20 protein-coding genes and 1 pseudogene are annotated in these 22,288 nt (G+C 71.3%); 6 read left to right on the plus strand and 15 right to left on the minus strand.

The window, feature by feature from the left end:
* Positions 1-7: 7 nt before the first annotated feature.
* Positions 8-997, minus strand: coding sequence for a helix-turn-helix transcriptional regulator (locus ADL15_RS33355; protein ID WP_067699465.1), 990 nt, complete (start codon positions 995-997; stop codon positions 8-10).
* The gene (locus ADL15_RS33360) at positions 994-1,989 is read right to left on the minus strand and encodes a helix-turn-helix transcriptional regulator (RefSeq protein WP_067699467.1); all 996 of its coding nucleotides are present in this window, start codon (positions 1,987-1,989) and stop codon (positions 994-996) included. Before ADL15_RS33360 ends, ADL15_RS33355 begins: the two co-directional genes overlap by 4 nt.
* 67 nt (positions 1,990-2,056) lie before the next feature.
* Here ADL15_RS33360 and ADL15_RS33365 point away from each other — a divergent pair, with 67 nt between their 5' ends.
* From ADL15_RS33365 to ADL15_RS33375, 3 genes are read left to right on the plus strand one after another with little or no spacing between them, the layout of a single operon-like run.
* Positions 2,057-3,064 (plus strand): cation diffusion facilitator family transporter, encoded by a 1,008-nt coding sequence (locus ADL15_RS33365; protein WP_083972075.1) that lies wholly within the window; start codon positions 2,057-2,059, stop codon positions 3,062-3,064.
* Between the two features lie 10 nt (positions 3,065-3,074).
* The gene (locus ADL15_RS33370; protein WP_067699469.1) at positions 3,075-4,160 is read left to right on the plus strand and encodes a DUF3866 family protein; all 1,086 of its coding nucleotides are present in this window, start codon (positions 3,075-3,077) and stop codon (positions 4,158-4,160) included.
* Between the two features lie 52 nt (positions 4,161-4,212).
* Positions 4,213-5,787, plus strand: coding sequence for a GGDEF domain-containing protein (locus ADL15_RS33375; protein WP_067699471.1), 1,575 nt, complete (start codon positions 4,213-4,215; stop codon positions 5,785-5,787).
* 51 nt (positions 5,788-5,838) lie between these two features.
* Here ADL15_RS33375 and ADL15_RS33380 read toward each other — a convergent pair whose 3' ends face one another.
* The 10 genes from ADL15_RS33380 to arc all read right to left on the minus strand — a co-directional run bounded on the left by ADL15_RS33380 (position 5,839) and on the right by arc (position 17,596).
* Positions 5,839-7,299, minus strand: a complete 1,461-nt coding sequence (locus tag ADL15_RS33380) for a GGDEF domain-containing protein (RefSeq protein WP_232344716.1) — start codon at positions 7,297-7,299, stop codon at positions 5,839-5,841.
* A 231-nt stretch (positions 7,300-7,530) separates the two neighbouring features.
* Positions 7,531-7,734 carry a hypothetical protein gene (locus tag ADL15_RS33385; RefSeq protein WP_067699473.1) on the minus strand — a complete coding sequence of 68 codons (204 nt, stop codon included), beginning with the start codon at positions 7,732-7,734 and terminating at the stop codon, positions 7,531-7,533.
* A gap of 84 nt (positions 7,735-7,818) precedes the next feature.
* The gene (gene pafA / locus ADL15_RS33390) at positions 7,819-9,177 is read right to left on the minus strand and encodes a Pup--protein ligase (RefSeq protein ID WP_067699475.1); all 1,359 of its coding nucleotides are present in this window, start codon (positions 9,175-9,177) and stop codon (positions 7,819-7,821) included.
* 190 nt (positions 9,178-9,367) lie between these two features.
* Positions 9,368-10,162 carry a proteasome subunit alpha gene (prcA, locus tag ADL15_RS33395; protein WP_067699477.1) on the minus strand — a complete coding sequence of 265 codons (795 nt, stop codon included), beginning with the start codon at positions 10,160-10,162 and terminating at the stop codon, positions 9,368-9,370.
* Positions 10,163-10,194: 32 nt separating this feature from the next.
* Positions 10,195-11,037, minus strand: coding sequence for a proteasome subunit beta (gene prcB, locus ADL15_RS33400; protein ID WP_067699479.1), 843 nt, complete (start codon positions 11,035-11,037; stop codon positions 10,195-10,197).
* Between the two features lie 150 nt (positions 11,038-11,187).
* On the minus strand, positions 11,188-11,403 hold the full coding sequence (locus tag ADL15_RS33405; RefSeq protein ID WP_067699480.1) for a ubiquitin-like protein Pup: 216 nt from the start codon (positions 11,401-11,403) through the stop codon (positions 11,188-11,190).
* A gap of 116 nt (positions 11,404-11,519) precedes the next feature.
* Positions 11,520-13,037, minus strand: a complete 1,518-nt coding sequence (dop, locus tag ADL15_RS33410; RefSeq protein ID WP_067699482.1) for a depupylase/deamidase Dop — start codon at positions 13,035-13,037, stop codon at positions 11,520-11,522.
* Between the two features lie 47 nt (positions 13,038-13,084).
* On the minus strand, positions 13,085-14,359 hold the full coding sequence (locus ADL15_RS33415) for an acyltransferase family protein (RefSeq protein WP_067699485.1): 1,275 nt from the start codon (positions 14,357-14,359) through the stop codon (positions 13,085-13,087).
* 35 nt (positions 14,360-14,394) lie between these two features.
* Positions 14,395-15,738, minus strand: a complete 1,344-nt coding sequence (locus ADL15_RS33420; RefSeq protein ID WP_083972080.1) for an acyltransferase family protein — start codon at positions 15,736-15,738, stop codon at positions 14,395-14,397.
* Between the two features lie 76 nt (positions 15,739-15,814).
* Positions 15,815-17,596 (minus strand): proteasome ATPase, encoded by a 1,782-nt coding sequence (gene arc, locus ADL15_RS33425; RefSeq protein WP_067699489.1) that lies wholly within the window; start codon positions 17,594-17,596, stop codon positions 15,815-15,817.
* Between the two features lie 174 nt (positions 17,597-17,770).
* Between arc and ADL15_RS33430 the strand changes: the two genes are divergently transcribed.
* Positions 17,771-18,058, plus strand: a complete 288-nt coding sequence (locus ADL15_RS33430) for a ferredoxin (RefSeq protein WP_067699491.1) — start codon at positions 17,771-17,773, stop codon at positions 18,056-18,058.
* 36 nt (positions 18,059-18,094) lie between these two features.
* Here the strand turns inward: ADL15_RS33430 and ADL15_RS33435 are convergent, their stop codons facing one another.
* From ADL15_RS33435 to ADL15_RS33445, 3 genes are all read right to left on the minus strand, one after another.
* The gene (locus tag ADL15_RS33435; protein WP_067699516.1) at positions 18,095-18,685 is read right to left on the minus strand and encodes a hypothetical protein; all 591 of its coding nucleotides are present in this window, start codon (positions 18,683-18,685) and stop codon (positions 18,095-18,097) included.
* A gap of 65 nt (positions 18,686-18,750) precedes the next feature.
* Entirely contained in the window at positions 18,751-19,749 is a 999-nt protein-coding gene (locus ADL15_RS33440) for a tRNA (adenine-N1)-methyltransferase (protein WP_067699492.1), read from the minus strand.
* Between the two features lie 15 nt (positions 19,750-19,764).
* Positions 19,765-20,916 carry a site-2 protease family protein gene (locus tag ADL15_RS33445; protein WP_067699494.1) on the minus strand — a complete coding sequence of 384 codons (1,152 nt, stop codon included), beginning with the start codon at positions 20,914-20,916 and terminating at the stop codon, positions 19,765-19,767.
* Between the two features lie 112 nt (positions 20,917-21,028).
* Here ADL15_RS33445 and ADL15_RS55840 point away from each other — a divergent pair.
* Positions 21,029-21,349, plus strand: a pseudogene (locus tag ADL15_RS55840) (RecB family exonuclease); the annotation flags it as partial.
* Between the two features lie 27 nt (positions 21,350-21,376).
* A partial coding sequence (locus tag ADL15_RS57170; protein ID WP_394326966.1) for a RecB family exonuclease occupies positions 21,377-22,288 on the plus strand: 912 nt, incomplete at its 3' end.

Here is a 22,288-nt window from a genome sequence, read left to right on the forward strand (position 1 = left end):
CGTCACCCTATCGGCCGGTGGCCGGGTCCGCTTCGAGGGCATGCGGCGCGGCGTACTGGTCGAGGGCCGCGTGTGCCGCCGCGCGGATCTGTTCGACCAGCTCGGGCGGGCCGGTGACGGTCACGTCGCGGCCCAGGCCGACCAGGAACCGCTGCGCCCAGCCCAGGTCGGTGACCCGCATGGTGACCAGCCACTCGCCGGGCTCCTCGACCACGTCCTCGACCGGGTAGTACTCGGTGATCCACCGGCCGCCGCGACTGACCCGCAGGGTGACCAGCGGAAGCTCTGGGCCGGGCCGGAAGACGCCGTCGCTCATGTCGTGCGGCACCGCACCGACCGGCGGCCGGGACGGCTCGTCGAGCACGGTGAACGCGTCGATCCGGTCGATCCGGAACATCCGGGTCGCCTCGGCCCGCCGGCACCACGCCTCCAGGTACGCGAACGTGCCCACGGTCAGCATCCGCATCGGGTCGACGACCCGCTCGGTGGTCTCGTCCCGGGCGGCCGTGTAATACGTCAGCCGCAGCGCGTTGCCGGAGTCGACCGCCGCCCGGACCGCGGTCAGCCGCTCCTGGTTGGCCGGCAGCTTGACCGCCACCGGGGCGCCGGCCAGGTCACCGGCGGCGCTCTCGATCTTGGCGAGGGCCCGCTCGATGGCGTCCCGGGAGCCGATCCCGGGGGTCTCGGCGAGCATCCGCAGCGCCACCACCAGGGCGAGCGCCTCGTCCGGGTTGAGGCGCAGCGGCTTGTCGATGCCGGCGTCGTGGCTGATCGTCACGGTGTCGCCGTCGAACGCCATGTCGATCAGGTCGCCGGGGCCGTACCCGGGCAGCCCGCACACCCAGAGCAGCTCCAGGTCCTCGCGGAGCTGGCGCTCGGTGACGGCCAGGTCGGCGGCCGCCTCGGCGACCCGGATACCGGGCCGGGCCAGCAGGTAGGGCACCAGGTTGAGCAGCCGGCCGAGCCGGTCCGCCGACGGCGTGCGCAGGGTGCTCATCGCGTCACCTCCGCGACGCTGCGGTCGTGCCGGGACGCCAGCTCCTTGAGCTGCTGGATCACGGCGTCGCGCAGCTCCGGCGGGCTGTCCGCGCGGGCGTCCGGGCCGTACCCGGCGATGCGAGCGGCGAGCCACTCCGGATCGCCGTACGAAATGGTCAAGATGTCGCCCTCCGGAGCGGTGACCACGGCGCTGGCCAGCCGGCGCAGGCCGGCGGCCCGGCCCGGCCGGACGGTGACCGTGGCGCGGCCGTTGCGGGCGATCGGCCCGGAGCTGCGGGCCACGTGCTTGATCAGGTCGAGGTCGGCGGGCGGGGTGAACGCCTCCGGGCGGCCGACCGCGCGGACGTCGCCGACGATCCGGGACAGCCGGAAGCAGCGCGCCGCGTTGCGGTCCTTGTCGTGGCCGACCACATACCACCGGCCGCGCCAGCAGACCACGCCCCACGGCTCCAGCCGGCGGGCGCTGGGCTCGTCGACCTCGGGGACGCGGTACTTGAAGCTGACCGCGCGGCGGTCCCGGGCGGCAGTGGTGAGCGGGCCGAACGACGGGTCGACGGTGACCACCGGCTCCACCCCGAGGGTGGCCTGCGGATCCACCTCGACACCGGCGGCGCGCAGCTTGGCCAGCCCGGACGACGCGGCGGCGGCCAGACCGGCGTGCTGCCAGAGCCGCGCGGCGATGCCGACCGCGGCGGCCTCGTCCGGTTCGAGCAGGATGTCGGGCAGCGCGTACTCACGCTGCGCGATCCGGTAACCCGGCTCCTGGTCGAAGATGCTCGCGGTGCCGGTCTCCAGGGGCACGCCGAGCTCACGCAGCTCGGCCTTGTCCCGTTCGAACTTGCGTTGGAAGGCTTCGTGGTCCCGGGGGTCCGACGGGTCGTGCTCGTAACCGGGCACGGTCGCGGCGATCTGCGCGGCGGTCAGGAACCGCCGCGTGGACAGGAGGCAGATCACCAGGTTCACCAGGCGCTCGGTACGAGTGCGCGACACGACAGGAAACCTAGCAGCCCGCACCCGCCGACTGTTATTCGTGACCGGTGCGGGGAACGATGCCGTCGTGACGATCGCACCCGAACCCGAGACCGCACCCACCGGCCTGCCCGACACCGGGCCGCCCGCCGAGACCGAGAGTGTCGGCACCGTGGTCCTGGCCGGTGCGGCGAACCTGGTGATCGCGGTCGCCAAGCTGGTGGCGGGCATGCTCTCCGGGTCCGCGGCGATGCTCTCCGAGGCCGCCCACTCGTTCGCCGACACGGTCACCGAGGTGTTCCTCTACGTGGCGTTGCGCCGGGGAGGAAAACCGGCAGACGAGGAACACCCGTTCGGGTACGGCAAGGAGAGCTACGTCTGGGCGTTCATCGCCGCCCTGTTCACCTTCGTCGGCGGCGCCGGCTTCTCCGTCTACCACGGCGTGGCCACCATTCTCAGCGGCGAGCACAGCGGCCACTACCTGGTCGCCTACGCCGTGCTGGCGGTCTCGTTCCTGGCCGAGGGCACCTCGTTCCTGAAGGCCCGCCGCCAGGTCCGCGACGAGTCCCGCCGGTGGAAGGTCAGCTCGGCCCGCTTCCTGCGCCTCACCCCGGACACCACGGTCAAGGCGGTGTACTTCGAGGACGCGGCCGCCCTGATCGGCCTGCTCGTCGCGGCCGCCGGGCTGGGCCTGGCCCAGCTGACCGGCTCGGAGGTCTGGGACGGGCTGGCCTCGATCGTGATCGGCCTGCTGCTGCTGGCGGTCGCGTTCGTGCTGGCCCGCAGCAACGTGTCGCTGCTGGTCGGCCGCGCGGTGCCCCGCAAGATCCACAACCAGATCGCCGCCGACCTGCGGTCGATCCCGGTGGTCACCGCGGTGCCGACGCTGCTGACCATGCAGATCGGGCCGGGCGACATCCTGGTCGCCGCCAAGGTCGACTTCGACGACAACGCGCAGGGCCGCGAGATCGAGGCCGCGTCGGACGAGGCCGAGCGCCGGCTGCGGGAGCGGTTCCCGGAGATCCGGTACGTCTTCCTCGACCCGACCCGCGGCGTGCCGGGACGCGACCACGTCGACGGTGGCCTGGACCGATAGGGTCGCCTGCATGGTGCGGTGGCGGTCGGGGACGGTTCTGTCGGTACGGCGCAGCTGGCGCGGAGCCATCGAACTCGACGTCGAGACCGGTGACGGGCTGCTGCGCGCGCTCGCCTACCCGGCGCTGGTCGGTGACCCGGCGCCCGGCGACCGGGTGCTGCTCAACGTCGGCGCGCTGGTGATGGGCCTGGGCACCGGCGGGTACGCCCTGGTGGTCGCCCTGCCGGACCGGCTGCCCCCGGACCCGGCCGACGACGGCGCCACCCGCGACTCCGGTCACCTGGTCAAGGCCCGGTACACCCCGCTGCAGCCGATCCTGCTCGGTGTGGACGAGGAAGCCTCGGTTTTCAGAAAAGTCATGGAAACCGCCGAGTCCCTGGACGGGATGCCGGTGATCACCGCGGACCTGCACTCGGCGCTGCCGGCGATCCTGGCCGGTGTGCACGCCGACCGGCCGTCGGCCCGGGTGGCGTACGTGATGACCGACGGCGGGGCGCTGCCGGCCTGGTTCTCCCGCACGCTGGACGGGCTGGCCGGGCGGCTGGCCGGGACGGTCACCACCGGGCAGGCGTTCGGCGGGGACCTGGAGGCGAGCACGGTGCACGTCGGGCTGCTCGCCGCGCGGCACGTGCTCGGCGCGGACGTCACCATCGTGGCGCAGGGGCCGGGCAATCTGGGCACCGGCACCACCTGGGGGTTCTCCGGGGTGGCGCTGGGCGAGGCGGTCAACGCGATCGGGGTGCTCGGCGGGCGCCCGGTCGGCTCGCTGCGGATCTCCGACGGCGACGGGCGGGCGCGGCACCGTGGCGTGTCGCACCACAGCCTCACCGCGTACGGGAAAGTCGCCCTGATCCGGGCGGACCTGCCGGTGCCGGAGGGTCTCGAACCGGCCCTGGCCGCCGAGGTCGACGCGGCGCTGGTGCCGCTCGCGGCGCGCCACCGCCTGGTCCGCGTCCCGGTGGACGGCCTGGACGCGGCGCTGCGGGCCAGCCCGGTGCCGCTCTCCACGATGGGCCGCAAGCTGGACGAGGACCACGGCTACTTCCTGGCCGCCGCGGCCGCCGGCCGGCACGCCGCGGCCCTGCTCGACCGGTAGCTCCCGGGGCGGAACCGCACAGACATTCCGGGCCGGCGCCGATAGGACCGGTATGGCGGATCTCGACGCGATGGCCCTCGTCCTCGACGAGTACGAGGACGCGCTCACCTTCGACGTCGACGCGGCCGCACGGCAGGCCGCCGCGATCGAGGACGCGGCCGGGGCGACCGAGCTGGGCTGGCGCGCCCGGCTGCTGCGGGCCGACGTGATCGAACGGCGCGGGGAGCTGGCCGCGGCCGCCCGGACGCTCTCCGAGATCCTGGACTGGGCGACCCTGCACGAGTGCCGCCGGGTGGTGGCGCGCACCCACCGGATCCTGGCCCGGCTCTACCGCGCGATGGGTGACCTGGCCGCGAACCTCGACCACATGCTGCAGTGCGTGACCGCGCTCGACGACACCACGCCGGTGTCCGGCCGGATCGCCTGCGTGATCAAGCTGGCCGACGCGTACGCCGAGACCGGCTCGATGCCGGCCGCCCGGGAACGCTACGAGCAGGCGGTCGCGCTGGCGCAGGCGAACGGCTCGACCCGCCGGCTGCTGATGGCGCTGAACAACTACGCGTACGCCGAGTACGACTGCGGCGAGCCGGAACTGTCCCGGGCCGTGCTGGCCAGGCTGCGCAGCGCCGGCGGCACACTGGACTTCTCCACCCTGGACACGGTGGCCCGGGTGGAGTCGCTGCTGGGCGAGCACCGCGCGGCCGAGACGGCGGCCCGGGAGGCGCTGCGGGCGTACGACACCGGCAGCGCGGACGAGGCGGACGCCCTGGCCGACCTGCTGCTCACGCTGGCGTTCGTGCAGCGCCGGGCCGGTGACCGGACGGCCGCGCAGGGATCGCTGGACAAGGTCCGGGAGCTGTGCGCGGAGCGGAGCCTGGTCCTGGTCGGGGTGCAGGCGCGGCTCGAGCAGGCCGAGCTGCACGCCGACGGCGGGGACTTCGAGCGGGCCTACCACGCGCTGCGCGACTTCCAGGACGCGCAGGAGCGGCTGCGGTCGGCGCAGCGGGACGCGCAGGCCCGCAACCGGCAGGCGCTGTTCGAGGTGGCCGAGGCCCGGCGGCAGGCCGAGTGGTTCCGCGAGCAGGCGTACCGGGATCCGCTGACCGGGCTGCGCAACCGCCGTTACGTGGACGAGCACCTGCCGCCGCTGCTGCGCCGGGCCGCCGCGGAGGGCTCCCCGGTGACCGTGGCGATGCTCGACCTGGACCACTTCAAACGGATCAACGACACGCTGTCGCACGAGGCCGGGGACCGCGTGCTGGTCGCGGTGGCCGGTCTGCTGGCGGGCTTCCATCCCGGGGTACGGGACGCGGCCGGCTTCGCGGCGCGCCTCGGTGGCGAGGAGTTCCTGCTGGTGGTGACCGGGGTGGGGGTGGCCGAGGCGGCGTTCCGGCTGGACGAGCTGCGGCAGGCGGTCGGCGGGCACCCGTGGCGGCCGGTCACCGGGGAGCTGCCGGTGACGGTCAGCGTGGGTGTCTCGGCGACGGTCACCGAGATCACCCAGGTGGCCCTGCTGGCCCGCGCCGACGCGGCCCTCTACCAGGCCAAGCACGACGGCCGGGACCGGCTGTGCCTGGACCCGGACGTCTCGGTCCCGCAGCGCCGCCGGGTCCGCGACCTGATCTAGGGGTCCCGCAGCGCCGCCGGGTCCGCGATCTGATCTAGGCCAAGCCGCCCGTCACGCGGCCGTGTGATGCTCCTCGGCGGACTCGATCCGGTTGCGGCCGCCGGCCTTCGCGCGGTAGAGCGCGTCGTCGGCCCGTTGCAGCAGCTCCTCCGAGGTCTCCTCGCCGTCCCACACCGCCAGCCCGGCCGAGAACGTCTGCTCCTGCGGGGTCACCGCCAGCATCCGGCCCAGCACCGCGTGGCCCTCCGCGCCGTCCGCGCCGGGCAGCAGCACCACGAACTCCTCGCCGCCGAACCGGGCGATCAGGTCCACGTCGCGCAGCGTGCCGTGCCAGGCCGCGCTGGCCGCCTTGAGCAGCCGGTCCCCGGCCGGGTGACCGTACGTGTCGTTGAACAGCTTGAAGCGGTCCAGGTCGACGATCCCGACGGCGATCACCTGCTGGTCGCGGCGGGCGCGTTCCAGGGCGCGGGGCAGCTCGTCGTTCCAGGCCCGGCGGTTCGGCAGCCCGGTCAGCTCGTCCGAGCGGGCCAGCGCCCGGACCTGGCTGGCCTGCCGCTCCACCTCCCGGACCAGCCCGGACATCCGCGCCACCACCAGCAGGAACACCGAGGTGGAGCAGAGCACGATGCTCCAGCCGTTGACCACGTGACCGGCCTGGACCTGGCTCGCGAGCAGGGCCGGCGCGATCAGGGCGGCGCCGGTGAGCAGGACCAGCAGCCCGGGGCCGAGCCGGGCGCCCGGCTGGTCCTGCGCGGTCCGGCCCAGGCGGGCCGCGTCCGGGTCGAGCGCGGCGACCGCGAACAGCACGAACGACGTCAGGAACACCGATTCGAGGACCCGGCCGAGCCAGGGCAGTTCGGCCAGGATGGGTTCGGCGCCACCCAGGTTGTCCAGCACCACCCACGAGCTGTCGCCGATCAGCAGCACGCCCAGCGCGGCGGCCATCGTCCAGAGCGCCGTGCCGCGGCCGCCCCCGCCGCGCAGCAGCCGCGCCATCAGGGCGATCAGCAGCAGGTCACCGAGCGGGTAGGCGGCCTGGGTGGCGTGCGCCAGCCGGTCCATCTGCGACCCGATGTGCACCGGCTCGATCACGTAGACCCAGGCGAGCAGGCCGACCCCGGTGGTGATGGTGGCCGCGTCGATCACCGCGGTCCAGTTGCGCCACTCGTCGCGGCGGCGGATCAGCAGGGCGATCCCGGCGGCGCAGGCCGGGTAGAGCCCGAGGAAGAACGGGTCGGCCGGGGTGGGCAGCGAGACCAGGCCCCAGACGTCCTGGGCGACCCGGGCCACCCCGATGCCGGTGGCGTTGCAGAACACGCCGGCGGCGAAGAACCACCACGGCGTACGGTCGCGGCGCGACAGCCGGCGCGCGCCGAGCAGGATCGCGGCGGCGGCGGACCAGCCGACACCGACCTGCCAGCCGGCCGACCACCAGCCGGTGTCCGGCAGGAACTGGTAGGCCACGATCGCGACGGCAGCCAGCAGGGCGAACCGCCCCCGGGTGATGCTCACCGGTCCAGCAGACGGCATGGGAGTTGCAGCCCGGGCGTAATCCGATGCGCGTTCCGGAGCGCCGGGTCGTCATGCGGCTACCGGGGGTGACCGCAACCACCCGCGGACGTCGCCCCGGAGGGCTTCGCGTCCTGGACGCGTAGCGGCCAGCGAAGCCCGCAGGGGTCCCGGCGGGAGCGACGGTCCGCACCACAGCGGACGCACGACATCCTGAATGTGATCCTGGTCGTGCTACGTCGTGATGATCAGGTACAGCCAGCCGGCCACGAGCAGGCCGAGCACCGTGGCCATCAGCCAGGTCGGGACGATGTGCCGGCCGCGGCGGGCCTGCTGGACGCCGTAGCGGATGCGTTCCCGGCGGCGGTCGGCACGGTTCGGGCGGGCGCCGCTCTCGGGGCCGGGCGGGCCGGACTGGTCAGGGTGGGTCGATGTCATAGCCCGGCCAGCGTAGCTCTCACCGGCCGCCGGACGATCAGCCGGTCGGGGCCCGCCGACGAGATGATCGGCGGGCCACTCCCGTCACATGCTGGCGATCAGGCGTTCCACCCGCTCGTCGTAGGCGCGGAACGGGTCCTTGCAGAGGACCGTGCGCTGCGCCTGGTCGTTGAGCTTCAGGTGCACCCAGTCGACGGTGAAGTCGCGGCGCTTCTCCTGGGCGTGCTTGATGAACTCGCCGCGCAGCCGCGCCCGCGTGGTCTGCGGCGGGGTCTCCTTGGCCTCGTAGATCTGCAGGTCGTTCGCGATCCGGTCGACCTGCTTGCGCTTCTCCATCAGCGCGTAGAGGCCGCGGCCGCGGCGGACGTCGTGGTAGGCCAGGTCCAGCTGGGCGACCCGCGGGTGCGACATCGGGATGTCGTGTTTCGCCTGGTAGCGCTCGATCAGCTTGTACTTCGACACCCAGTCGATCTCCCGGGAGACCGCGTCCAGGTTGCCGGACTCGACCGCGTTGAGCACCCGGCCCCACAGCTCGACGACCCGCTTGGCGACCGGGTCACCGCCGCGGCGCTCGACGAACTCGGTGGCCTTCGAGAGGTACTCCTGCTGGATCTCCAGCGCGGAGACCTCCTTGTTGTTCGCCAGGCGGATCTTGCGGCGCCCGGTGATGTCGTGGCTGACCTCGCGGATCGCCCGGATCGGGTTCTCCAGGGTCAGGTCGCGCATCACCACGCCCGCCTCGATCATCCGCAGCACGATGTCGGCGGCGCCGACCTTGAGCAGCGTGGTGACCTCGTTCATGTTCGAGTCGCCGACGATCACGTGCAGGCGGCGGTACCGCTCGGCGTCGGCGTGCGGCTCGTCGCGGGTGTTGATGATCGGGCGGCTGCGGGTGGTCGCGCTGGAGACGCCCTCCCAGATGTGCTCGGCACGCTGCGAGAGGCAGAAGACCGCGCCGCGCGGGGTCTGCAGCACCTTGCCGGCCCCGCAGATGAGTTGCCGGGTCACCAGGAACGGGATGAGCACGTCGGCCAGGCGGCCGAACTCACCGTGGCGACTGACCAGGTAGTTCTCGTGGCAGCCGTAGGAGTTGCCGGCGGAGTCGGTGTTGTTCTTGAAGAGGTAGATCTCGCCCGCGATGCCCTCGTCGTGCAGACGCTTCTCCGCGTCGACGAGCAGGCCCTCCAGGATCCGCTCGCCGGCCCGGTCGTGGGCGACCAGGTCGGTGACCGAGTCACATTCGGGGGTGGCGTACTCCGGGTGGGAGCCGACATCGAGGTAGAGGCGGGCGCCGTTGCGGAGGAACACATTGCTGCTGCGTCCCCAGGACACCACTCGGCGGAACAGGTAGCGGGCCACCTCGTCCGGGGACAGCCGCCGCTGGCCCTTATAGGTACACGTGACTCCGTACTCGGTCTCGAGGCCGAAAATTCGCCGTTCCATGACGAAACACTAGCCGCATCCGAGTCGCATTGGCAGCCACCACGGGGCCTCAGTAATCGGGCCCGGCATCACGGGTGGTACGCGCGGGCACACCGATAGCCACGATCGAGACCCGCGGACGTCAGCGGTTCCCTGCCGGGCGAAACGGCGGTGGGCGCGGCTTTTGCGGCCGCGCCCGTCGCCTGAATCGTTACTCGGTGTCCTCCGAGGCGGCCGACTCGGTCGGCTTGCTGTCGCCGTGCGCGGGCGGTGCCGCGTCGGTCTCGCCGAGGTCGGCCTCGGGCACCTGCTCGTGCCCGAGCAGCGTGGTCAGCACCGAGTCGGCGAGCCGCCGGAACGTCCGCCCGGTGCGCCGCCGGTCCAGCACCGCGACCTCGAGCGAGGAGGCCTCGAGGGTGCGGGTCTGCCCGTTCTCCCCGCCGACGCTGCCCAGGGCCTCGGCGGCCAGGGCGAGCGCGGTGGGCAGGTCGGCGTTGACGTCGTGCCGTTCCTTCAGCACCGTGGAGATCGCCTCGGCCTGCCCGCCCATGGCCATGAAGCCGGGCTCGTCGAGCGCCGAGCCGTCGTACATGATCCGGTAGAGCTCGTCCTGCTCCGGGGCCGCGCCGACCTGCGCGATGCAGATCTCCACCTCGTACGGCTTCTGCGTCTCCGAGAAGATCGCGCCGAGCGTCTGGGTGTACGCGTTCGCCAGCGCCCGCCCGGTGACGTCGCGCCGGTCGTAGGTCAGACCGGTCATGTCCGCCATCCGCACGCCGGCCCGGCGCAGGTTCTCGAACTCGTTGTACCGGCCGACCGCGGCGAACGCGATCCGGTCGTAGATCTCGCTGATCTTGCGAAGGGTGGTGATGTTCTCGGCGACCAGCAGGATGCCGCCCTCGTAGGAGAGCACCACGGCCGAGCGGCCGCGGGCGATGCCCTTGCGGGCGTACTCCGAGCGGTCCCGCTGGACCTGCTCGGGCGATGCGTAGAACTGCATGGCCACGGGTGGCTACTCCTTCTCGTCCGTAGAGCGGATCAACCGCCCGGGTTCTCCATGCGTCCGGTGACGACCTGCTCGGCCACCGCACCGATCTCCGCGTCGCTGAGCCGGGTGGTGCCGTTCGCGGTCGCCGACATGACCACCGGGAAGATCTTGCGGATCAGGTCGGGGCCACCGGTGGCGGTGTCGTCGTCCGCGGCGTCGTAGAGCGCCTCGACCGCGAGCCGGACCGCGTCCTCGGTGCTCACGCCCACGCGGTACTTCTTCTTCAGCGCGGACTTGGCGAACAGCGAGCCGGAGCCGATCGCCTCGTAGCCGGTCTCCTCGTAGAGGCCACCGGCCACGTCGAAGCTGAAGATCCGGCCGGGGGCGATCCCGTCGGCCGGGGCGAGGTCGAAGCCGGCGAACAGCGGGACCACGGCCAGGCCCTGCATGGCCGCGCCCAGGTTGCCGCGGACCATCGAGGCCAGCCGGTTCGCCTTACCGTCGAGCGAGAGCATGGCGCCCTCGGTCTTCTCGTAGTGCTCCAGCTCGACCTGGAACAACCGGATCAGCTCGATGCCGATGCCGGCCGTCCCGGCGATGCCGATCAGGGAGTAGGCATCCGCGGGGTGGACTTTCTTGATGTCCCGGCTGGCGATCAGGTTGCCCATGGTCGCCCGGCGGTCACCGGCCATCACGACGCCCTCGGCCGTCGCGATGGCGACGATCGTGGTGCCGTGCGGCGCGACGTCGCCGGCCGACAGGCCCGGCGGCAACGGGCGCCGGCCGGGCAACAGCTCCGGGGCGGCCGCGCTCAGGAATTGCACGAAGGAGGACGTCCCCGTGTTCAGAAAGATATCCGGTAGCCGCCCGGATGGATCAAAACCCGTCGCCACGTGGTTCCTTTCAAATGCGTCATCGCCGCGGCGCGGAAGACTGCCGCATGCGGGTTACAGCACCTTATCGCGATCTTGGATGTCGTCCGCAATGCTGCAACGGGCGCCCTCGCAGGCGCCCGGCAGGGTGTGGCTAAACGGACACAACCGTCACTGGCCGCCCTTTTGGACATAGCCCCTGACGAATTCTTCCGCGTTCTCCTCGAGCACGGAGTCGATCTCGTCCAGCAGATCGTCGACGTCCTCGGTGATCTCCGCGTGCCGTTCGGCTACCTCGGGGTTGGCCTCAACGGTGACGTCCTCGATCTCCTGATCGCCAGAGCTCCGATTGCTCTGCGACTGACCACCTGTGTCGCGGGTTGCCATGGATGTCCCCCTTCAATGCCGGCCAACTGCGTAAGCCACCCGAAGTCCTGCAACATCGGGTACGAAAAACCTACCTCGCCCCTGTGACGAAACGCGCCGCCGCAACGGGTGTTTTATTACCGACTCGTGATCACCTCGAGCAGGTCCTTCGCACTCTCACAGGTGTCGAAGAGCCCGCCGACGTGCTTCTTGGTGCCACGCTCCGGTTCCATCATCGGCACCCGGACCAGCGACTCCCGGCCGATATCGAAGATCACCGAGTCCCAGCTGGCCGCGACCACCTCGGAGGCGTACTGCGCCAGGCAGCGGCCGCGGAAGTAGGCCCGGGTGTCCTCCGGCGGCTCGTACATGGCGCGCTGGGTGTCGTCCGGGTCGAGCAGGGTCTGCATCGAACCCCGGGCCACCAGGCGGTGGTAGAGGCCCTTCTCCGGCCGGACGTCGGCGTACTGCAGGTCGACGAGCTGCAGTTTCGGCGAGGACCAGGTCAGGCTCTCGCGGTCCCGGTACCCCTCCAGCAGGCGCAGCTTGGCCACCCAGTCCAGCTGGTCGGAGAGCAGCATCGGGTCGCGGCCGAGCTTGTCGAGCACGTCCTCCCAGCGCTGCAGCACGTCGACGGTCTGCTCGTCGGCGTCGTCGCCGTAGCGCTCCTGGACGAACGCGTGGGCCCGCTCGTAATACGCCCACTGCAGGTCCAGCGCGGTGAGCTTGCGGCCGTCACGCAGCCGCATCAGGTGCTTGAGCGACGGGTCGTGGCTGACCGCCTTGAGCTCGCTGACCGGGTCGGCGATGCCCAGCTCGCCGGTGAACACCTTCTCCTCGATCATGTTGAGCACCAGCGCGGTGGTGCCCATCTTGAGGTAGGAGGCGATCTCCGACAGGTTCGCGTCGCCGATGATCACGTGCAGGCGGCGGTACTTGTCGGCGTCGGCGTGCGGCTCGTCGCGGGTGTTGATGATCGGGCGCTTGAGCGTGGTCTCCAGGCCGACCTCGACCTCGAAGAAGTCGGCGCGCGACGACATCTGGAAGCCCGAGCCGCTGCCGTCCTGGCCCAGACCGACCCGGCCGACCCCGGTGAAGATCGTCCGGGTGACGAAGAACGGGGTCAGGTGCGAGACGATGTCGGCGAACGCGGTCTGCCGGCGCATCAGGTAGTTCTCGTGCGACCCGTACGACGCGCCCTTGTTGTCGGTGTTGTTCTTGTAGAGCTGGATCCGGTGCGCGCCGGGGATGGTGGCGGCCCGCCGGGACGCCTCGGCCATCACCCGCTCGCCGGCCTTGTCCCACTTGACCACGTCGAGCGGGTTGGTGCACTCGGGAGTGCTGTACTCCGGGTGCGCGTGGTCCACGTAGAGCCGCGCGCCGTTGGTCAGTATCACGTTGGCCAGGCCCAGATCCTCGTCGGCCAGGGCCTCGGCCGGATCGTAGGCGGCGCCGGAATAGGTGAACCCGCGCGCGTCGCGCAGCGGGGACTCCTCCTCGTAGTCCCAGCGGGCCCGGCCGTTCCGGTTGAGCTCCGGACGGGCGCCGTAGGCGTTGACCACCTGGGAGGACGTGACCATCGGGTTGGCGCCGGGCTGGCCGGGCACCGAAATACCGTACTCGACCTCGGTGCCCATAATCCGTCGAACGCTCATGCGACCACCCTGTCCGCCACGAAGCTACGCCTGCTCATGAATCGAGACTAGACGCTCTCACGTTGCATTCCGAAGCTGCCCGTGCGCGGAATGCCACCTTCCGTGGTCGTGTCGATCATCGGAGTGTCCGGGCCGAACCGGGTGTCCAGGTGTCGCTGCACCCGTCGGCCCAGCGCCTGCCCGGGACGTTCGACGAGGTGGTGGGCGGTCCAGGCGACCACCAGGGTGCCCGCGACGAACACGCCGCCGATCGCCGCCGGGTGACCGGGCAGCAGCCGGGACGCCACCACGAGCACCGGCATGTGCAAGAGGTAGACCGGAAAACTCACCACGCCGAGCCAGGTCAGGAAGCTCGGCGCGGCCCGGTTCCGGAGCAGGAAGGCGATCGCGAAGGTGGTGGCGACGGCGGCCGCGACCGTACCGTTGCGCAGCAGCGAGGTCCCGTCCCGCAGCCACTGGTCGATCCCGGTCGTGACCAGCACCAGGGTCAGCGCGGCCGCGGCGCCCGGGCGGCCGATCTGCCCGTGCTGCACGCGGTACACGACCGTGCCGGCGAACATCACCGCCAGCAGCAGCACCGCGCCGCTGGAGCTGCCGGCGCTCGCCCACTTCGTCGGCTGGCCGTTGAGCAGCGGCAGCAGCACCATCGCCACCCCGGCCACGCCGACGATCACCACCGACGAGCGACGACCCCGGAGGTACGCCAGCAGGCTGCCGGCCAGCACCAGCACGAGCAGCCCGGCGGCGATCCGGCGCTGGTGGAAGCCACCGGTCAGCAGGCCGGCCGGCAGGTACCCGCCGAGCACCAGCACGATCAGCGCCAGCCCGGCGGCCCACCACGCGCTGTCCCGGTGCCGCCGCCACGCGAACAGACCCGCCACGATCAGGTAGAACACCATCTCGTACGAGAGTGTCCAGAACGGACGCACCACCCCGCGCAGCCCGAGCAGGTCGGTCAGCATGGTGGCGTGCCCGAGCGCCGACGCGACGGTCTCGTCGTGCACGGTGGCGTGCAGCCGCTGCCAGCCGCACGCCGCCAGGAGCAGCCCGATCCCGACGGCCAGCAGGTACGCCGGGTAGATCCGGAACACCCGGCCGACCCAGAACCGGCGCAGCGACCCGTGCCGTTCCAGCGACATCGGGATGACGTACCCGCTGACCAGGAAGAACAGCAGGACGCCGTACCGGCCGAGGTCGAAGTGCCGGAAGACCGCCATGTGCCGGTCCTGCCCGATCAGCACGGGACTGAGGTGGAACAGGGCGACCACCGCGGCGGCGTAACCCCGGAGCGCGTCGAGCCAGGTCAGGCGGTTTCGGATCACAACCGGTCAAACGAGGACCACCCCGGCGGGCAACGTCAGGTCGCCGCCGGGACCGGTGCCGTGCTCTCCGTCCGGGGCGCGGGCACCGCCGGGCTCGCCGGGGGCCGGCGCCACTGCTCCGGGCCGAGCCGGGCGTCCAGGTAGCGCTGTACCCGCCGGCCGAGCTGCTGACCGGGCAGTTCGACGTACCGATAGGACAGCCACGCCGCGCCGAGCGCGACCGCGAGAATCAGGACGACCGTGCCGGCCCGTCCCGGCAGACTGTCCAGCGCCGTGTCCGGCAGCACGTTCACGACCGCGTTCACCGCGAGCTTGTGCAGCAGGTAGAGCGAGTAGCTGACCGCGCCGAGCCAGGTCATCACGTGCGGCACCGGCCGGTGCCGCACCGCGAACGCGATGCCGAAGGCGACCGCGACTGCCACCGCGGTGGTGCACCATTTGTACAATTCGAACCGTCCACCGACCTGCAGCCAGGTGTTCAGCCCGACGCCGACGGTGATCGCCGTGAGCAGCGGGAACGCCACCCATCGGCTGATCTGCCCGTGCTGGGTGCGGTAGATGACGGTGCCGGCGAACATCACCGCGAGCATGAAGGCGGCCTGCCACGACGAGTTCGTCGAGGCGCCCTTCGACGGGTGGCCGTTGAGCAGCGGCAGCGCCACGAAGCAGAGCCCGGCCAGACCGGCCGCCAGGACCGCCCAGCGCAGCCCGGAGAGGTACGCCACCAGGCTCGCGCCGACCAGCAGGGCCAGCACCAGGGCCAGCATCCGGTGGTCCGCCAGGCCGGCCCCGAACAGGTTCTTCGGCAGCGCCGTGCCGACCAGCACCGACACGAGCAGCAGCCCGGCCGCCCACAGGGCGCTGAGCCGGTGCAGACCCCAGACGAACAGGCCGACCACGACCAGGTAGAACGTCATCTCGTAGGACAGCGTCCAGAACGGCCGGAGCAGGCCACGCCCGCCGACGAACTCCTGCAGCATGGTGGCGTGCCCGAGCACCCCGGTGACCGTCTCCCGGCGCAGCGCGCCCGGCACGGTGGTCATCCCGGCCAGCACGAATCCGGCGAAGACCACGATGCTCAGCAGGTACGCCGGGTAGATCCGGAACACCCGGCCGACCCAGAACCGTCGCGGTGAGCCGTGCCGCTCCAGCGACATCGGGATGACGTAGCCACTGACCAGGAAGAACAGCAGGACGCCGAACTTGCCCATGTCGAAGTAGTGGCCGAGGACCGCGTGGTTCTCCGCGCCGATCGCGTACGGGCTGACGTGGAACAGCACGACGACGAGGGCAGCGAAACCACGGAGAGCGTCCAACCAGCCCAGACGCAGCGCCGCAGGGGGAGTGTTCACCGGCGCGTTCATGATCGTTGAAGTCATAGCCGACACACAGTAACCGGGGGCGGGCGAATACTCGCCCGCCCCCGCCGATCACTTTCTGACTACAAAATGACCGTTACAGATACTGGCCGGTGTTGCTCGCGGTCTCGATCGACCGTCCGGCCTCCGCGCCCTTGCCGCCGGAGACGAGCGTGCGGATGTAGACGATCCGCTCGCCCTTCTTGCCGGAGATGCGGGCCCAGTCGTCCGGGTTGGTGGTGTTCGGCAGGTCCTCGTTCTCCCGGAACTCGTCGACGCAGCTGTCCAGCAGGTGCTGGAGTCGCAGGCCCTTCGTCCCGGAGGTGAGGAACTCCTTGATCGCCATCTTCTTGCCGCGGTCCACGATGTTCTGGATCATCGCGCCGGAGTTGAAGTCCTTGAAGTACAGGACCTCCTTGTCACCGTTGGCATAGGTGACCTCGAGGAAGCGGTTCTCCTCGGTCTCCGTGTACATCCGCAGCACGGTCGCCTCGATCATCGCGGCGACGGTCGCAGCCCGGTTGCTGTCGTGCTCCTTGAGGTCGTCCTCACTGAGCGGCAGCTCCGCCAGGATGTACTTGGCGAAGATGTCCTTCGCCGCCTCGGCGTCCGGACGCTCGATCTTGATCTTCACATCGAGACGGCCGGGGCGCAGGATCGCCGGGTCGATCATGTCTTCCCGGTTCGACGCGCCGATGACGATCACGTTCTCCAAGCCCTCGACACCGTCGATCTCGCTGAGCAACTGGGGAACGATGGTGTTCTCCACGTCGCTGGAGACGCCGGAACCACGAGTCCGGAAGATCGAGTCCATCTCGTCGAAGAACACGATCACCGGGGTGCCCTCGCTGGCCTTCTCCCGGGCCCGCTGGAAGACCAGGCGGATGTGCCGCTCGGTCTCACCCACGTACTTGTTCAGCAGCTCCGGGCCCTTGATGTTGAGGAAGTAGCTGGTGTGCTTCTCCTCGCCACGCCGCTCGGCGATCTTCTTGGCCAACGAGTTGGCCACCGCCTTCGCGATCAGGGTCTTGCCGCAGCCGGGCGGGCCGTAGAGCAGGATGCCCTTCGGCGGGCGCAGCTGGTGCTCCCGGAACAGATCGGCGTGCAGGAAGGGCAGCTCCACCGCGTCGCGGATCTGCTCGATCTGCGAGTGCAGGCCACCGATGTCGGAGTAGTCGACGTCGGGGACCTCCTCCAGGACGAGCTCCTCGACCTCACTCTTCGGGATCCGCTCGTACGCGTACGCCGAACGGGGCTCGATCATGAGCGAGTCACCGGCGCGCAACTTGGCGACCTCGAGCGAGTCGGCGAGGAAGACGATCCGTTCCTCGTCGGCGTGCGAGACCACCAGCGCCCGGTCGCGGACGCCACCGGACGGGTTGTCCAGGACCTCCTTGAGCAGGACGACCTCGCCGGTGCGTTCGAACCCGAACGCGTCGACGACGTTGAGCGCGTCGTTCAGCAGGACCTCCTGGCCCCGCTGCAACTCGTCGGTCGCGAGCGACGGCGAGACCGCCACCCGCAACTTACGGCCGCCGGTGAACACGTCCACCGTGCCGTCCTCGTGGGCCGACAGGAACACGCCGTAGCCGCTGGGCGGCTGGGCGAGCCGGTCAATCTCTTCCTTGAGAGTGACGATCTGAGCTCGGGCTTCCTTGAGGGTCGCCACGAGCCGCTCGTTGTTCTCGGTCACTCGGGAGAGCTGCGCCTGCGTTGCCGCGAGCCGTTCCTCGAGCTGCCGGACGTGTCGGGGGCTCTCGGTCAACTTCCTCCGCACCAGAGCGAGTTCCTCTTGCAGGAACGCGACCTGACTTGAGAGATCGTTGGCTTCCTTCTCCCATCGTGCGGCGCGGGAGTCCGCTTCGTCGCTACGTGCCACGTCCCACCTCCCCGGGGGGCTCGAACGTTATGGCTCAACACTAGCTGTTGCGGAGCGGATTTCATCCCATGCAACACCCTCGTCACCGACTCTTGATCGATTGGTGCGACCACCCATGAGCCGGTCGGCCAGGGTTCGGGTACGTTTCCGGGCAACCAGTTGTGGGAGGTAGGAGTGTCAGCAGACACTGATGAGCTGCAGGTCTGGATCGATCAGGACTTGTGCACCGGTGACGGACTCTGCGTCCAATACGCTCCGGAGGTCTTCGAGCTGGACATCGACGGCCTGGCGTATGTCAAAGACGACACCGGTGAGTTGTTGCAAACCACGGGCGTGCGGGCCGGCGTTCCGCGCCATTTGCTTCTCGAAGTCATCGACTCCGCGAAGGAATGCCCGGGTGATTGCATCCACGTCGTCCGCACCACGGACGACGTGGAAGTCGCCGGCCCTGAGGCGGTGTAAAGCACATCGCCGCCGATGAATGAAAGTGAATGATTCTCAGAGGGTGGGGCGGCCCACGAGGGACGCCACCACCCGGGAGAATTCCTCCAACCGGGCGATCTGACCCGGCCCTCCGTCGTCCAGGGTCTTGCCGAACCGCAGCGCGTCGTGCCGCAGCGGGGCCCGGCCGTCGTCCTCGGCCAGCCCGGGCGGCGGCACCGCGTCGTCCACCGAGCTGAGCAGCAGGTAGACGTCGATGCTGTCGACCCGGGCCTGCCCGGTGGTGGTCCGGGTGAGCCGCCGCCGGCAGCCCACCTCGGTGATCGTGGACAACGGCACCACCCGCAGCGACGAGGTCATCGAGCCGACCGGCCCGTCGCCGGGCGCCACGTCCTCACCGTGCCAGAGCACCAGCCGGCTGCCGTCGCAGACGACGACCTCCTGCCAGACCCCGTTCACCTCGTTGACGAAGCGTTCCAGCGTGAAACAGAGCACCGAGGCCCCGCGCAGCACCCCGAACAGCGCTTCCAGAGCCACCTCGGGGTCGCGCAGGTAGGCCCGTGCCGCCGAGTCCAGATCGGGATAGGGCGACCAGTCCGGGAACACCGCCGGCATCTCGTTGCTGCCACCGAACGGCGGAGAACTCATCGCGCCCACTCCCCTGTCCTCCCATCGACGTCCTCGGAGGAAGTTACCGGACTCGGCGAGCCCGGTCACTCCCCGGAGGTGTCGTCCTGATCCACGCCTGCCACTGCCTGCGGTTCCTCGTCCGCCTTCGCCGCCTCGCGCTCGGCGGTCGCGGCGAGCGCGGCCTGCGCGGCCCGCTTCAGCTGGTACGCCTCGGCGCCCTTGCTCGGCTTGCGGCGCCGCACCGGCGCGGTGACACCGGGTGCCAGCTTGCGCGACGACACCAGGAACGCGGTGTGCGCGATCATCCGGTGGTCCGGGCGGACCGCCAGGCCGTCGGCGTGCCAGTCCCGGATCAGCGACTCCCAGGCCCGCGGCTCGGTCCAGCCACCGCGCTCGCGCAGCGCCTCGACCAGCTCGGACAGCTGCGGCGTGGTGGCCACGTAGCCGAGGAACACGCCGCCGGGGATCAGCGAGCGCTCGACCATCGCGAGCGCCTCCCACGGGGTCAGCATGTCCAGCACGATCCGGTCGAAGCCGGTGATGTCGTTGTCCGCGACGTCGCCGTCGTGCAGGTGCCAGGCCGGGTGCGGGCCGCCGAAGAACGCTTCCACGTTCTTGCGGGCGATCGCCGCGAAGTCCGGGCGCAGCTCGTAGCTGTGCACCTCGCCGCCGGCGCCGACCGCGCGCAGCAGCGAGCAGGTCAGCGCGCCGGAGCCGGCGCCGGCCTCGAGCACCTTGGCGCCCGGGAAGATGTCGCCCATCGCGACGATCTGGGCCGCGTCCTTCGGGTAGATCACCTGTGCGCCGCGCGGCATGCTCAGCACGTAGTCGCTGAGCAGCGGGCGCAGCGCCAGGTACTGGGTGCCGCTGGTCGCGGTGATCACACTGCCGTCCGGCAGGCCGATCAGCGCGTCGTGCTCCAGCGCGCCGCGGTGCGTGTGGAACGCCTTGCCGGGCTCGAGCACGATCGTGTGCATCCGGCCCTTCGGGTCGGTGAGCTGGACGCGGTCACCCGTACGGAACGGGCCGCCGTGTGCCGGCACCTGCTCGTCGACGGCAGCGGTGTCGGGGATCGTGGTCAATGACTCTCTCTCAGTTCAGGTCCGTTGCGCCCGTCGCGGTTCGAGGACGGCCGCGACGTCGGCGACCCGCAGGACGCCGATGACATCCTCGCCTGCCGTCACCAGGTACTGCGCACCCGGGTGGGCCTGCAGCGCGCGGACCACCTGTTCACCGGTGAGTCCCACCGGCAGGGTGGTCAGCGCGTCACGGGAGCGCGACACGCTGTCCACGCTCACCCAGGGCCGCCGGTCGACCGGCACGCGCTCGGCGGCGACCGGGTCGACCAGCGCGGTGAGGCTACCCGCCGAGTCGGCGACCGCGAGCACCACGTCCGGCCGGGGGTCCTCGGCCCGGCGCCGCTGCGCCTCACCGAGCGGCGTGCCGGCCGGCACCGACAGCAGCGGCCGGGCCAGCTCACCGAGGTCGATCAGCGGGAACCGCCCGGTCATCCGGCCGAGCCGGATCGACTGCCCGGCGCCGTGCCACAGGGTCAGCGTGACCAGCAGCACGAACACCATCCCGAACAGGGTGAGGATGCCCAGCTGGAACAGCAGCAGCACGACCACGGCGGTGCTGAAGGCGATCACCCGGCCGGCCCAGCCGGCCACCACCGTCGCCCGGTTGCGGTCCTTGAACAGCGCCCACAGCCCGGCACGCAGCGCCCGCCCGCCGTCCAGCGGGAGCCCGGGCAGCACGTTGAAGACCGCCACCAGCACGTTGCTGACCGCCAGCTGGAACGCGATCTGCCCGGGCACGGTGTCCTCCGGCAGCGCCAGCGCCGCACCGGTGGCCACCCCGCCGAGCAGCAGCGACACCGCCGGACCGGCCAGCGAGACCAGCGCGTCGACCCGCGGGGTCGGCGCGTCCCGATCCATTTCGGTCCAGCCGCTGAGCAGCTCCAGGGTGATCCGCCGCACGCCGATGCCGTGGCGCCGGGCGATCAGCGCGTGGCCCAGCTCGTGCAGCAGCACCGAGCCGAGCAGGCACACCACGAACCCGAGGCCGACCAGGTAGGCCCAGGGCTGCCCGAGACCCAGCTCGGCCTGCGCGTAGTTGCCGTAGACCACCGTGACCAGCGCCGCGAGCAGTAGCATCGAGGCGTTCGCGTGCACCGGGATGCCCAGCACGTGACCCACCGGCCGGCCGCCGCCGGGCGCCGGGGGCCGCTGCGTCGCACTGTCGTCCATCCGGTGAATGCTACGGATCCCGCGCCTGTCGTGTGGATCACGATGCCGGCGTCCACCGGGCGCCCAGTGGCGTGCGAGGTTTTCGTCGTACCTCTGGCCTAGCCTGGCTGGCATGACGGCACAGACGGTGTTCCCTCCCCCACAGCCCGGCCCCGGCGGTCCGGGCCCCTCCCCCGCGACGTCGGCGGGGCGTCCGGGCCTGGGAGATCGGCCGGCCGGGCCGTCGCTGTCACCGTCACGGGCCGCCGATTTCAAGACCTGCCCGCTGCTGTTCCGCTTCCGCACCATCGACAAGCTGCCCGAGCAGCCCTCCGCCGACCAGGTCCGCGGCACGCTGGTGCACGCCGTCCTGGAGCGCCTGTTCGACCTGCCCGCCGCCGACCGGACCCCGCAGGCCGCGGCCGCCCTCGTCGCGCCGGAGTGGGATCGCCTGGTCGCCCACGACCCGCGCCTGGTCTCGCTGTTCGCCACCGAGCCCGCCCCACGCCCCTCCGCCGCTCCCGGCCCGCTGTCCACTTCCGGTCAGCCCACCTCCTCCCCTTCCGGCCCGCTGCCCACATCCGGTCCGCTGTCCTCCGGCACCGCCGCTTCCGGTACGCCTTCGTCAGCCCCCGCCGGTGAGCCCGCGGCTGTGTCGTCTCCCCTCGGCGATCCCGCGGCCGCGGTGGCTCCCGCGGCCGGGGCGGTGAGCGCCGGTGACGCGGCGGTCGTTGCGTCGCAGGGTGCCGCCACGGCTGTCCCGCCGCTGGTCCGTGACCCGGCGGCGGTCGCGGCGGAGGTGGACGCGACCGGGCAGCTCGCACTCGTCGACGCCCCGCCCGGCGCCGCCGAGGCCGCGCGGCTGGCCGCCTTCCTGTCCAGCGCCGGCGACCTGCTCCCGGGCTATTTCGCCGTCGAGGACCCGCAGCGCCTCGAGCCCGCCGAGCGGGAGACCCTGATCTCCACGATGATCGGCGACGAGCTGCTGATCCGCGGCTACATCGACCGCCTCGACATCTCCCCGGCCGGCGACCTGCGCGTGGTCGACTACAAGACCGGCGGCGCCCCGCGCGAGGCGTTCGAGGGCCGCGCCCTGTTCCAGCTGAAGTTCTACGCCCTGGTCCTCTGGCGCACCCGCGGCGTCGTCCCCCGCGTGCTGCGCCTGCTGTACCTCAAGGACGCCGAGATCCTCGACTACAGCCCGGAGGCCGACGAGCTGGAGCGTTTCGAGCGCACCCTGGTCGCCCTCTCCCAGGCCGTCGAACGCGCCAAGAGCACCCAGGACTTCCGCCCCAAACCCAGCCGCCTCTGCGGCTGGTGCAACCACCAGGCGTTCTGCCCCGAGTTCGGCGGCACCCCACCGCCGTTCCCCCAGTCACCCACCGCCGGCCTC

This window comes from Actinoplanes awajinensis subsp. mycoplanecinus, from assembly GCF_001509495.1.
Taxonomy (GTDB): domain Bacteria; phylum Actinomycetota; class Actinomycetes; order Mycobacteriales; family Micromonosporaceae; genus Actinoplanes; species Actinoplanes palleronii.

What these genes read in the sequence shown, in the direction of transcription:
- ADL15_RS33355 (WP_067699465.1), bottom strand. Translation starts at nt 997, where the DNA reads ATGAGCACCCTGCGCACGCCGTCGGCGGACCGGCTCGGCCGGCTGCTC.
- ADL15_RS33370 (WP_067699469.1), top strand. Translation starts at nt 3,075, where the DNA reads ATGGTGCGGTGGCGGTCGGGGACGGTTCTGTCGGTACGGCGCAGCTGG.
- ADL15_RS33375 (WP_067699471.1), top strand. Translation starts at nt 4,213, where the DNA reads ATGGCGGATCTCGACGCGATGGCCCTCGTCCTCGACGAGTACGAGGAC.
- ADL15_RS33385 (WP_067699473.1), bottom strand. Translation starts at nt 7,734, where the DNA reads ATGACATCGACCCACCCTGACCAGTCCGGCCCGCCCGGCCCCGAGAGC.
- pafA (WP_067699475.1), bottom strand. Translation starts at nt 9,177, where the DNA reads ATGGAACGGCGAATTTTCGGCCTCGAGACCGAGTACGGAGTCACGTGT.
- ADL15_RS33405 (WP_067699480.1), bottom strand. Translation starts at nt 11,403, where the DNA reads ATGGCAACCCGCGACACAGGTGGTCAGTCGCAGAGCAATCGGAGCTCT.
- dop (WP_067699482.1), bottom strand. Translation starts at nt 13,037, where the DNA reads ATGAGCGTTCGACGGATTATGGGCACCGAGGTCGAGTACGGTATTTCG.
- ADL15_RS33420 (WP_083972080.1), bottom strand. Translation starts at nt 15,738, where the DNA reads ATGACTTCAACGATCATGAACGCGCCGGTGAACACTCCCCCTGCGGCG.
- ADL15_RS33435 (WP_067699516.1), bottom strand. Translation starts at nt 18,685, where the DNA reads ATGAGTTCTCCGCCGTTCGGTGGCAGCAACGAGATGCCGGCGGTGTTC.
- ADL15_RS33445 (WP_067699494.1), bottom strand. Translation starts at nt 20,916, where the DNA reads ATGGACGACAGTGCGACGCAGCGGCCCCCGGCGCCCGGCGGCGGCCGG.